Origin of the sequence: Neobacillus endophyticus (assembly GCF_013248975.1) — a bacterium.
In the GTDB taxonomy this organism is placed as follows: Bacteria; Bacillota; Bacilli; order Bacillales; family Cytobacillaceae; genus Neobacillus; species Neobacillus endophyticus.
Map to the genome: position 1 here is coordinate 3,981,018 of NZ_JABRWH010000001.1, position 11,888 is coordinate 3,992,905.

Here is an 11,888-nt window from a genome sequence, read left to right on the forward strand (position 1 = left end):
CGATGGGGGATTGAAAGTGAATAAATGGATTCAATATAGTAAGTATTCTTTCTTTAGTTTGTTGGTCGCAATGCTTGTGACTGGTTGTGACAGAAGTAAATATATTGTTCTTGATCCAAAAGGGCCTGTAGGTCAGCAAGAATTGGATTTGATTATTATTTCTGTTATTTTATGTGCGATCATCATCATTCCAGTTACGGCCATCTTTGTTTATATTTTAATTCGATTTAGAGATAAGCCGGGAAATAATGCTCCTTATCAACCTGAGTGGCAGGATAGCAAAGTGCTAGAAATAGTTTGGTGGGGAATTCCTGTGGTAATTGTCGCGATTCTCGGGGTTTATACTGCTAAAACGACCATTAATTTAACAAAACCTCCTGTAAAGGATGTAAAACCAGTTGTTGTTCAGGTAACTTCCTTAGATTGGAAATGGCTGTTTACTTATCCGGGTCAAAAGGTTGCAACCGTCAATTATGCGGTAATTCCTACAGGAGTCCCCATTCAATTTGTTCTAACCTCCGATGCTCCGATGAATTCGTTCTGGGTACCGCAACTTGGAGGGCAAGAATATACGATGCCGGGTATGTCCATGGGATTATGGCTTCAAGCAGATAAACCTGGTAATTATTTCGGTTCTGGTGCCAACTTTACCGGACGAGGCTTTGCCCATATGCAATTTAGAGTCAAAGCTGTAAGCCAAGCAGATTTTAATTTGTGGGCTGCAGGCCTTAAGAAAAGTTCACCAGCCCTCACAAAGGCCGGATATGGAGATTTGTCCAAACCAGGTAATGTGAAAGAGCTAAGCTTTTCTTCTTATCCAAAGAACTTATATGAAAACATCGTAAATAAAAACGGTGGAATCTATTACCACCATATGCACAATATGGGTGATTCAATGGAAATGCAAAAAACAACTATGCATAAACACAATCATTAAACAGGAGGTTTTTATGAATACATCGGGCTTTTTTGTAACTGGCGATCCCATGATTTATGGGGCGGATGTTTCCATCGTATTAGCAACTGTAGCGATCATTGCCTCTCTAACTTATTTGAAAAAATGGGGTTGGCTCTGGAAGGAATGGCTAACAACAGTTGACCATAAAAAAATTGGCATTATGTATCTTCTTTCGGCATTATTAATGCTATTTCGTGGCGGTGTAGATGCCATCCTTATGAGGTTGCAGCTTGCCGTTCCTAATAACCGTTTTTTAGCTTCAGACCACTATAATGAGATTTTCACAACACATGGAACGATTATGATTTTGTTTATGGCGATGCCATTCATGTTTGCCTTATTTAACATGGTTGTTCCTCTGCAGATTGGGGCCAGGGATGTTGCCTATCCGGCATTAAACGCGATCAGCTTTTGGTTTTTCTTCATAGGAGCTATGCTATTTAATCTTTCCTTTGTTATAGGTGGTTCTGCCGATTCAGGCTGGCTGGCTTATCCGCCATTATCGGAAGATCAATTTAGCCCAGGGCCAGGGCAAAACTTTTGGATATGGGGGATTCAGATCTCGGGAATTGGAAGTTTGGCAACGGGAATCAACTTTATAGTGACGATCTTAAAAATGCGTACACCATCCATGCGCTTAAGGGATATGCCATTATTTACATGGTCTGTTTTATCATCATCCATTGCGATTTTAGGTGTTTTCCCTATCCTTACTGTCGCGTTAATCATGTTGACAATTGACCGATTATTCGGCGGACACTTCTTTACTATGGATGCCGGCGGTAATCCAATGATGTGGGTAAACTTGATCTGGATGTGGGGACACCCTGAAGTATATATTGTCGTATTACCTGCATTCGGTGTTTTCTCAGAGGTTGTTGCAACGTTCTCCAAAAAACATATTTTTGGCTACGCCTCAATGGTATTTTCAATGATTGCTATTGCAGTTGTCTCTTACTATACTTGGGTACACCATTTCTTTACCATGGGTGCCGGGGCAGATGTAAATATTGTATTTGCTATTTGTACAATGATTATTGCTATACCCACAGGTGTTAAAGTATTTAACTGGCTGTTTACAATGTACCGAGGAAGGATTCGACTGACACAACCAATGTTATGGTTCTGTGCCTTTGTTCCATGTTTTCTTGTTGGTGGTGCAACAGGCGTTATGCTTGCTGCTGCACCCGCGGACTATCAATATCACAACAGTTATTTCCTGATTGCTCACTTCCATCAAGTTTTAATCGGAGGAGTTGTGTTTGGTTACTTGGCAGGCTTGTACTATTGGTGGCCAAAACTTTTCGGATTTAAGTTAAATGATCGTTTAGGACAATGGGGATTCTGGTTGTGGCAAATTGGTTTCTATGTTTGCTTTATGCCACAATATGCTCTTGGCTTCATGGGGATGACTCGTAGAATTTATACCTATAATCAATCCGCAGGATGGAATATGGGCTGGGCCCCGTTAAACTTCATCTCTTCGGTTGGAGCATTTATAATGGGATTGGGTTTCATCTTCCAAGTTTGGCAAATTCTTTATAGTATTAAACACGGTGAAAGAGATACCACGGGTGATGCCTGGGACGGCCGTACTTTAGAGTGGTCGATTCCGTCACCGCCGCCAGCTTACAATTTCGCCGTGTTACCTGTTGTTCATGGTCGTGATGCTTGGTGGCATCAAAAAGAAGAAATGAGAATAGAGGACTATAAACCGGATCCAGTAAAATATGAACCCATTCATATGCCCAAAAATACAGGAATCCCTTTCATTATGTCATGCTTTTTCTTTGTTGCGGGATTTGGATTTACCTTTGAGTGGTATTGGATGGGAATTATCGGTCTAATTGGTGTAGCGATCACATTATTCATTCGTTCCTTCCAGTATGATACTGATTTCTATATTCCAGTTGATGAAATCGAAAGGACTGAAAAAGATTTAAGAAGTCATGGATCATTCCATAGAACTGCAACTTAGGAGGTAATAAAAAATGCATCCAAGCACCTCTGCTCATGCTTCAGAGCATGAACATGGCCATGTTGATCAAGAAGAGTTAAAAATATTAGGATTTTGGATATTTCTAGTAACAGACTGTCTTTTATTTGCAACATTTTTTTCAGCGTATGCCGTTTTACATACTCATACAAATGGCGGCTTTACACCTAAAGAGTTTGATATTCCTGGATTTATTATTGAAACTTTTGTGTTATTAGTTAGTTCGTTTACAAGCGGTTTAGCTGTGTTACAAATGCATAAAGGAAACAAAAAAGGTCTGATCGGTTGGTTAATTGTGACTCTTCTTTTAGGTGCAACGTTTGTTGGGTTTGAAATTAACGAGTTCACGAATATGGCTTTAGAAGGGGCCACGATTTCGCGAAGCGCGTTTCTTACTTCTTTTTTTTCACTTGTCGGGACGCACGGTTGTCACGTCACATTCGGGATCTTTTGGATGATAGGCCTGATCTTTCAACTTTCCCGCAAAGGGATTACTACTGTTACTAGACGAAAAATCTCCATTATTAGTTTATACTGGCACTTTTTAGATGCAGTTTGGATCTTCATATTTACTGTTGTCTACTTAATGGGGGTGATGTAATTGTCAACTCACGAACATGCTGAACATACTGGGTCCATCAAAGCGTATATTACGGGGTTCGTTCTTTCCATCATTTTGACAATTATCCCCCTTCTTCTAGTAGTAAATCACGTATTAGGTAAAACGGCTTTAATGGTTAGTATTTTACTTGCAGCTGTCTTACAATTTGTTATTCAGTTGTTCTTCTTCATGCATATTCGTGATGGGGAAGGGCCCAGATACAATGTGGCTGCATTAATATTAGGTATCGTTTTCGTTGTAACGATCGTTGTAGGAGCGGTTTGGATAATGTCCTTTAACGAAGTTGTTCAATAATAGAAAAACTAGGAGGTAAATTATGGACGTTGGACTTTATAGTATCTTAGGATTGTTTGCAATGACTATGATTGCAGCCCTATTGATTTTTAAGCGGGCAATGAAAGAATAAATACAATGTTGGGGCATTTATGTAGATCAGATTGCTGGAACAAAAATAATTGAATAGGATAAGGGGGTTAATAATGAGAAATAAAATATGGATCGTGTTAGTAGGAGCTGTAATAGTAATTGGAATTGCCGGTTGCGGAGATTCACAAAACAAAGTCCAACCGCAATATGTTGGTACAGCGCAATCTTCTCTGACAAGGCCTTTTTCAGATATGCTATACGGATTTACAAAAATAGAAAAATACGTATCAAGAGGAGATTATTCATCTGCAACTACTATTTCGAATAATCTTTACGATGAGTTTCATGATGCCATTCTGCCCCCACTACAAGCGAAAAAGGGAAAAACATATGCAGAGAAAATGGACAAGAAATACGATGAGTTGGGAGATGCAATTAAAAGAAAGGATAAAGCAAAAATAACAGAGCTTATCAACGTTAATCGGGATAATCTTAGACATATTGCTCCTATGATGGGTGTTTCATTACTCTCATTTTAATATCCCTTGGAGGGAGTATCAAAGATAAATAAAAAAGACCACCTAAGGCTTGTATTTAACGGTAGTCCTATTAAAGCAGTTAAGATTTTCAAGATTCGAGGCGTGGAGTTCGGTATGAAAACCGGATTCACGCCTTTTTATTTTATCTATTTATTTCTGAATAGTTTTGCTGCCTTAATGTAAGAACAGCTTAATAATCAATTAATTCCGATTGATTTACTATACTTTATAAGATCAGTAAATTTTCAACTTGAAATAGGCGCTTAATTCAGTAACAGTGACCTAATTATATTCATAATTTGTTGAAGAGAGAACACGTCATATCTGATGTTTTTACACAAATCTGACAACTCTTGATTCAGGTTGATCCTGATTCATTAAATACAAAGGGGAGGAAGAAATGCATAATTTTCAAAATGAACTTCAAGGGTTGGCAATCGACCCTTATCAAACTGGTGAATTAGTTCCGATAGATCCACAGATTCAGGATCCGCGGATGATGGGTATGCGCTGTGGAGGCTTCCGTTGTGGAGGTTTCCGTTGTGGAGGTTTTGGTTGCGGCGGTTTCCGTTGCGGTGGTTTCCGTTGTGGAGGTTTTGGCTGCTTTGGCTGTATAGGCTTTGGATTTGGTTTTGGCTGCGGTGGCTGTGGTGGCTGTGGTGGTTGCTTTGGCGGCTTTAACTGTGTCGGCGTAGTTGTTATTTAAACATTGTTTTTATTTCTGGGGATTTAAGAAAAAATTTTATGAAAATGAAGTGTCCCTGCAGGTTCTGCCGCAGGGGCATTTCATTACTGTTTATCATATTGGACAAAAATTCGTACATAAACTGATAGTACGCAAATAGCAACAATTAGGAAAAAGGAGGAGCGACAATGGCAGAACTTAATTCATCCTCACGTTTGAAGGTCAAAAGGGATACATTTTTTCTCCAGGATCAAAAAGGGGGGGTCTATTTTCGAAATAACATAAGCTCATTCCGCATGGAGGGGAATACCATCTATCAGTGGATTGAAAAATTGCTGCCGCTGTTTAATGGGGAGCACACATTGGGAGAATTGACTCAAGGATTAACAGGACCGTACCGCGACAGAGTATATGAGATCGGAGAAACGTTATACAAGAATCAGTTTGTTCGAGATGCTAGCAAAGATATTCCTCATGAATTAAATCGTCAAGTCCTTGAAAGATATGCTTCACAAATTGAATTCATTGAGAATTTCGTCGATTCGGGTGCATACCATTTTCAAGAATATCGACAGGCAAAGGTTTTGTCTGTCGGCTCTGGCCCATTTCTTTTATCCCTGGTTTCTGCCTTAATAGAATCTGGTTTGCCCAAATTAAATGTCATGGTAATAGATACGGTTCCTACGAATAGGGAGCGGCTCCATGAGTTGGTACAGTATGCTAGGAAAATAGATAAAGATGTGGAGATGGCAGAAGTACCCTATCCAAAAGGGACGGGGGATATTAATTGGAAAGAGGCTGTTCAAGCATATGATTGGATTCTGTATGTCTCTCAGGATGGAAATGATCTTGAAGTAATGAAATTGAATCAAGTTTGCAATCAAGAAAAAAAGGCATTTTTACCAACCATCTATTTAGAAAAAGTAGGGCTCTCCGGTCCGTTAACACATCCAGAATCGGAGGGTTGCTTTGAGTCTGCTTGGCGTAGAATTCATCGATCGGCACTAAAAGCAGATGCGGACCCTCAGTCTTTCTCTGCGACTTCGGGTGCACTTTTGGCAAATGTCTCTGTATTTGAATTTTTCAAGAAGGCTACGGGAATTGCAGGTTCCAATCAAGCTAATCAAATTTATCTGCTTAATCTTAACACGCTTGAAGGCGATTGGCTTTCCTTCATTCCCCATCCCTCTTTAACACCTAAAACGCTTAAACCCGAGATAGTTGCAGATCTTGATGATAGGTTGAAACAAGAGTTGAACAGGGATGAAGAACAATGGGAGCTTTTGGAGTTTTTTAGCCGATTAACCTCAAAAGAAATAGGAATTTTCCACACCTGGGAAGAAAGAGATTTGTCACAGCTTCCTCTTTCCCAGTGCTATGTTCAGGCAGCTGACCCGGTATCAGAGGGGCCGGCAGACCTGCTGCCAGAAGTCGTCTGTTCGGGTCTGACTCATGAAGAAGCAAGAAAAAATGCCGGGTTGATGGGCATTGAAATGTATGTTTCAAAACTAATAGATTCACGAGTTTTTCACTTTAATCATCAGAAGGATCATGTTGAGGAGAATCCTATTGAGGGATTTATTGGAGTTGGTGCTGGGGAAAGCATCGCGGAGGCAGTTTGCCGAGGCCTGCAAGCCTATCTAGATGAGGAAGTCAAAAAAAGAAAGACTAATCAACCAAATACTGTATACCGTGTGGCAATAGGTGCCATAGAGGATAAAAAATGCCGATTTTATTTAAATGCCTTGTCTACCTTGAATTGTTCAACTGCCATTGGTTTAAAAGAGGAAGTATTAGGGTTCCCTGTTGTATGGGTAAGGTCAAATGGCCGATGGTATACAAGGGTAGGTTTAAATACAACATTTGCATTGCAACATGCATTAGAGCAAGCGCTTTTAGACGCTCAAACCCAGTTTCATTCCAGCATAAGGCAAGAAAAAGAGTCAATGATTTATCTGGATAAAAAGGAAACCAAACTAGATATTCCCGCTTGTGAGGAACTGACACATTTGGACCTCTTACAGTCATCCATTCAGGTTTTGAATAAATACAGCAAACGAATGATTGTCTATGATCTTTCCATTGAGCCTTTTTTAAAACAAGGGCTTGCAGGAGTGTATGGTGTTCAGGTGGTGCGAGAGGAGGATTCTCGATGACTGCCCAGATTCTCATTGTTGGCAACGGCTTATTAACGGATATTGTTTGTGATCAATTGTCTGCCAACGAACTAGTAAGAAGACAAAGTATATTTGAAGAGATTCCTAAAGAAACAGAATTAGCACTAGTACTCGACGATGCTTGGCATCCTTCGTTTCATCAAAAAGCGGAAGAGAAATTCAGGTCAGCCGGTATTCCATGGCTTCGGGGGTTCGTTTTTTTTGGTGAGGGTATCATTGGTCCGATCGTAAGGCATAACAAATCGGGATGCACCCGTTGTGCTGACAAACGGTTGTTAATAGCCGGACCTGACCGCCAAGAAATGTGGCAGTTACAGGCGAAATTGAATGCAACGGGTGGTGTCACAATTGATGCATGGGCTTCCCGAACAGGATTATCACATATGGCCATCTTAATCAGTAACGAAGTGCAAAAAATTATTCAGGGAGAACTCTCCTCCTTGGATGAAAGAATGGTCATTTCCAATTTGCAAACATTAACGAATTCCAGTCATTTTTTCTTGCCAGATCCATTGTGCCCAATTTGTAGTTCAATACCTGAAGACTTACCAGAGTTAGCACAAATTAACTTAAACCCCAGTCCTAAATTAGCTGGTGCCGGTTATCGCTGCCGTTCGATGGAGGATCTGAAAAAAGTGCTAGTAGAAGACTATTTGGATGATCGTACGGGAATCATGAATGGGAAAATGCAGGATTTAAGACTACCATTTGCTGATGTTTTGGTTAACATGCCGTTTTTTGGAGCGGATGAGGGAGTAGCCGGCCGTTCTAATTCCTATGAAATGAGTGAGCTAACGGCTATTTTGGAGGGATTGGAGCGGAATTGCGGAATTGAGCCTCAAGGCAAAAGGAAGAAAGTTCGTGATAGCTATCAAAATGTTAAGCATATTGCATTAAATCCAGTAAGGGTAGGTTTGCATGACAATGAACAATATGCTAAGCCTCATTTCCCGTTTAAATCGTTTCATCCTAAATTACCAATGAATTGGGTTTGGGGCTATTCGTTTTTACAAGAACGCCCCATACTTGTTCCGGAGTTACTTGCCTATTACAGTTTAGGCAATGGGGAGGGGTTTGTTTACGAAACCTCCAACGGGTGTGCATTAGGAGGGAGTATGGAGGAAGCCATATTCCATGGGATTATGGAAGTCGTTGAACGGGATTCCTTTTTGTTAACATGGTATGCACAGCTGCCCCTTCCGCGTCTTGACCCTCGCTCTGCTAATGATAAAGAATTAGAGTTGATGGTGGACCGATTACGAGAAGTGGCAGGGTATGACGTATATTTTTACAATTCGACGATGGAACATGAGATACCGAGCGTTTGGGCCATAGCCAAAAACAGAAGGGAAAAGGGGGTTAACCTGATCTGCGCAGCAGGAGCGAATCCTGATCCAGTAAGGGCTGTAAAAAGCGCCATTTATGAGCTTGCGGGAATGATGGTCAGACATGACGAACTTTTAGAGAAAAACCGGCAGAAATATGAAGAAATGCTAATTGATCCATTTACCGTCCGTCATATGGAAGACCACGGCCTGCTCTATGGCCTGCGGGAAGCAGAGGAGCGATTAAGCTTTTTATTGGATGATCATCGACCAGTAAAAACGTTTTCTGAGGAATTTAAACAGCCTCCAGAACATCCTGATTTGAAGGATGATCTTCAGGAAATTCTTCAGAGGTTACGTCAGTTAGATCTAGAAGTTATTGTGGTAGATCAAACGACCCCAATAACGAAACGGAATGGTTTATTCTGTGTGAAGGTATTGATTCCTGGCATGCTGCCGATGACATTCGGACATCATCTGACCCGAGTCAAAGGTCTAGATCGGGTTCTTCTAGTACCAATGAAACTGGGATTTACTAAACATCCGTTATCGTATGAGCAGCTTAATCAATACCCGCATCCATTCCCATAATTGAAAAGTAGGAGGTTTAAGTTTGAAACTGGAAACATTTTTGCACCACCTACATTTTGACACGGAAAAGCTCGCTCCGCCAGATTGGCAAGTAGATTGGGAGGACGCACCACTTCCCTATAAACTATACAGCGGCTTACCTGAGATTCCACTGACAGGTAATGTACCATTAACTCTTAAGAAACGTATTGAGAAAGAAGAATCCGGAATAGAGGAGATTGGCCAATTCTTATGGTATGTTTACGGTCTTACACATTATGCTCAATCCGCTTTTATAGACAGCGCAGATGAAACCGCTGCAGTAAGTTATGCACAATTATTCCGGAGATTTGTTCCCTCAGGTGGGGCACTGTATCCCAATGAATTATATGTTTATTTAAAGCTAGAGGAAATTCCAGAGGGGATTTACCATTATGATGTGGCTCATCATCGCCTTCTATTGCTCAGAGAAGGAAATTACGATTCCTATTTATCTAGATGCCTTGGTAAGAGCAGTGATCTTTCTGATTGTTTCTGTATTGTTTTTGTTTCAACAGTTTTTTGGAGAAATTTCTTTAAATATAATAATTTTGCATACAGGCTTCAAGGGTTAGATGCAGGTGTGGTCATTGGTCAAGCTTTAGAAGTTTCCGATCGGATGGGATTCTCATCAAAAGTATGCTACCAATTTCTTGATCGTTCAGTTAATCATTTGTTGGGACTATCCGACCAAGAGGAAAGTGTCTACGCGGTGATCCCAATGTCTATTCATCCTTCTATTCGTAATGTTGAGAACATGAATATAGAAGAATATGTTTTTGCAAATGAATTGTGCCAAGAAGTGCCATTGTTGAAGCATGAAACTTATAACAGATCAAAAAGAGTCATTGAATTTCCGTTGATAAAAGAGATGAACGAAGCATCAATGTTGGAAACAACACAGTCATTTGTAAAGATAGAAAGCGATGATCGTGTTCATTATTCCGTTGGTTCAGAAATCATCATGCTGCCATTTACGGAGCCCTTTTCTTATGATCTTGCCTCTGTATGCAGAGAGAGACATTCCCCTGATATTGATTTCTTAATCGGGAAAGTAAGTCAAACACAACTGTCCAAATTGTTTGAAGAGACATTTCCCTATTATTATCAGAACGATCTTAACGGAACACACGGGAAATCCGAGTCTCGAGTTTCTCTTTTCGGTTGTGTCTATAATGTGGAGGGAATTCCAAACGGTGCTTACTTTTATGATCAAAAAGCACATGGACTTTTCAGAATTTCTAAAGGGGATTATCGAGAGTTTTTACAATACGGATTAACGATGCCAAATGTCAATCTTTTTCAAGTGCCGCTCTGCTTGCATATTGTAGGTGACAAGGATCACTTCCAGGAGATATTTGGATATCGTGGATACCGGATTCAACAGATGGAGGCGGGCATACTATTACAACGGCTTTTATTGAATTCGTGTGCCTTAGGCATGGGGGGGCACCCGCTTTTAGGTTTCGATGTGAACCAATGTGATGAACTTTACGGACTTGATTCGATAGAAAAAACGAGTTTGATCCAAATACCAGTTGGGCCATACCGTCCTAGAGCCTGGTTAAAAGGAATTTTAAATAGCTAGGCGAAAACCATATTTCGATCAAACATAAAAACATATTGCAGCCCCTTGGTACAAGGGGTTATTTGCTGTTTATCCTTTGTACTTTATAAGGAAAAATGAAAGGGAATGAAAAATTACCATCGAATCCAATGATCACTAAATTAAAGAATAGGGTCAATATTTTAAAGCTGTATAACTATGGAGGGGCTTACCCCATACTAAGAAATCTCCATTAAAAATCCAGTACAAAGCGGAAATAGAGGATAGGTGTAGAGAGTTGAATATTCATCTTCTGACATTTAATATCCACCATGGCAAGGGGGTGGATCGGAAATTAGATCTTGATCGAATTGCAGAAGTTATTAAAGCGAGTCATGCGGATATCATCGGTCTAAATGAAGTTGACAAACATTTTTCTAAGCGAAGTGAATTTATTGATCAGATTGGTTGGCTGGCAAACCAATTAAACATGTATTATGTTTTTAGCCCTTCTTTATCTCTAAAGTTAAACAAATCCTCAACCGCAAGGGAGTATGGAAATGCACTTTTATCCCGTTATCCAATTGTTAACGAAAAGAATTATCGATTTAATCTCTTTCCGGGGCTAACAGAAGGTAGATCGATACTCGAAGCTACGATTCAAATAAACAATAAATTTTTGAAAATTTATGTAACTCATTTAAGTCTTAATCCTATACTTCATCGAAAACAAACAGATTTTATCATCAGGCAATTTCAATTAGCCCCCCAACCCCTCATCATTATGGGTGATTGGAATATGAAACCGCAATCTATAGGATGGAGAAAAATTACACGTGAGTTTTATGACGTATGGACCATTGCCGGTATGGGAGCCGGGTACACGTATCCATCACTACAGCCAAGGTCCAGAATAGATTATATTTTCGCCAGCCATCATTTTCATATTAAAAAGGCTGAAATCATTACATGTATTCCTAAATCTTCTGACCATTTACCCTTAAAAGCAACCATTTCTTTCAGCTAAAGTCGGTACTTCAGTAGAAACTTTCATAATTTAGGGAA

General features: G+C 40.0%; 10 protein-coding genes. All 10 read left to right on the forward strand.

The window, feature by feature from the left end; genetic code table 11:
• Positions 1-16: 16 nt before the first annotated feature.
• Positions 17-937 carry a ubiquinol oxidase subunit II gene (locus HPT25_RS19590; protein ID WP_312857306.1) on the forward strand — a complete coding sequence of 307 codons (921 nt, stop codon included), beginning with the start codon at positions 17-19 and terminating at the stop codon, positions 935-937.
• A gap of 13 nt (positions 938-950) precedes the next feature.
• Complete coding sequence (locus HPT25_RS19595) at positions 951-2,936, forward strand: cbb3-type cytochrome c oxidase subunit I (protein WP_173068061.1); 1,986 nt, start codon at positions 951-953, stop codon at positions 2,934-2,936.
• Between the two features lie 13 nt (positions 2,937-2,949).
• Positions 2,950-3,555: a cytochrome (ubi)quinol oxidase subunit III gene (locus HPT25_RS19600; protein ID WP_173068064.1), complete on the forward strand. Its 606-nt coding sequence runs from the start codon at positions 2,950-2,952 to the stop codon at positions 3,553-3,555.
• Positions 3,556-3,870 (forward strand): cytochrome o ubiquinol oxidase subunit IV, encoded by a 315-nt coding sequence (locus HPT25_RS19605; RefSeq protein WP_173068067.1) that lies wholly within the window; start codon positions 3,556-3,558, stop codon positions 3,868-3,870. It abuts the gene before it with no gap.
• A gap of 185 nt (positions 3,871-4,055) precedes the next feature.
• Positions 4,056-4,481 (forward strand): hypothetical protein, encoded by a 426-nt coding sequence (locus HPT25_RS19610; protein ID WP_173068070.1) that lies wholly within the window; start codon positions 4,056-4,058, stop codon positions 4,479-4,481.
• A gap of 400 nt (positions 4,482-4,881) precedes the next feature.
• Positions 4,882-5,187 carry a heterocycloanthracin/sonorensin family bacteriocin gene (locus HPT25_RS19615; protein WP_173068073.1) on the forward strand — a complete coding sequence of 102 codons (306 nt, stop codon included), beginning with the start codon at positions 4,882-4,884 and terminating at the stop codon, positions 5,185-5,187.
• Positions 5,188-5,354: 167 nt separating this feature from the next.
• Positions 5,355-7,322: a putative thiazole-containing bacteriocin maturation protein gene (locus tag HPT25_RS19620; protein WP_173068076.1), complete on the forward strand. Its 1,968-nt coding sequence runs from the start codon at positions 5,355-5,357 to the stop codon at positions 7,320-7,322.
• Positions 7,319-9,259, forward strand: coding sequence for a TOMM precursor leader peptide-binding protein (locus HPT25_RS19625; RefSeq protein WP_173068079.1), 1,941 nt, complete (start codon positions 7,319-7,321; stop codon positions 9,257-9,259). The genes HPT25_RS19620 and HPT25_RS19625 overlap by 4 nt, the downstream gene beginning before the upstream one ends.
• Before the next feature lie 22 nt (positions 9,260-9,281).
• Complete coding sequence (locus tag HPT25_RS19630; RefSeq protein ID WP_173068082.1) at positions 9,282-10,865, forward strand: SagB/ThcOx family dehydrogenase; 1,584 nt, start codon at positions 9,282-9,284, stop codon at positions 10,863-10,865.
• A 256-nt stretch (positions 10,866-11,121) separates the two neighbouring features.
• A complete protein-coding gene (locus HPT25_RS19635) occupies positions 11,122-11,850 on the forward strand; it encodes an endonuclease/exonuclease/phosphatase family protein (protein ID WP_173068085.1) in 729 nt (242 codons plus the stop codon).
• The last annotated feature ends 38 nt before the right edge of the window (positions 11,851-11,888 follow it).

Bases quoted from the DNA above. Each gene is read 5' to 3' on its own strand.
- HPT25_RS19595 (WP_173068061.1), top strand. From the start codon at position 951: ATGAATACATCGGGCTTTTTTGTAACTGGCGATCCCATGATTTATGGG.
- HPT25_RS19600 (WP_173068064.1), top strand. From the start codon at position 2,950: ATGCATCCAAGCACCTCTGCTCATGCTTCAGAGCATGAACATGGCCAT.
- HPT25_RS19610 (WP_173068070.1), top strand. From the start codon at position 4,056: ATGAGAAATAAAATATGGATCGTGTTAGTAGGAGCTGTAATAGTAATT.
- HPT25_RS19615 (WP_173068073.1), top strand. From the start codon at position 4,882: ATGCATAATTTTCAAAATGAACTTCAAGGGTTGGCAATCGACCCTTAT.
- HPT25_RS19620 (WP_173068076.1), top strand. From the start codon at position 5,355: ATGGCAGAACTTAATTCATCCTCACGTTTGAAGGTCAAAAGGGATACA.
- HPT25_RS19625 (WP_173068079.1), top strand. From the start codon at position 7,319: ATGACTGCCCAGATTCTCATTGTTGGCAACGGCTTATTAACGGATATT.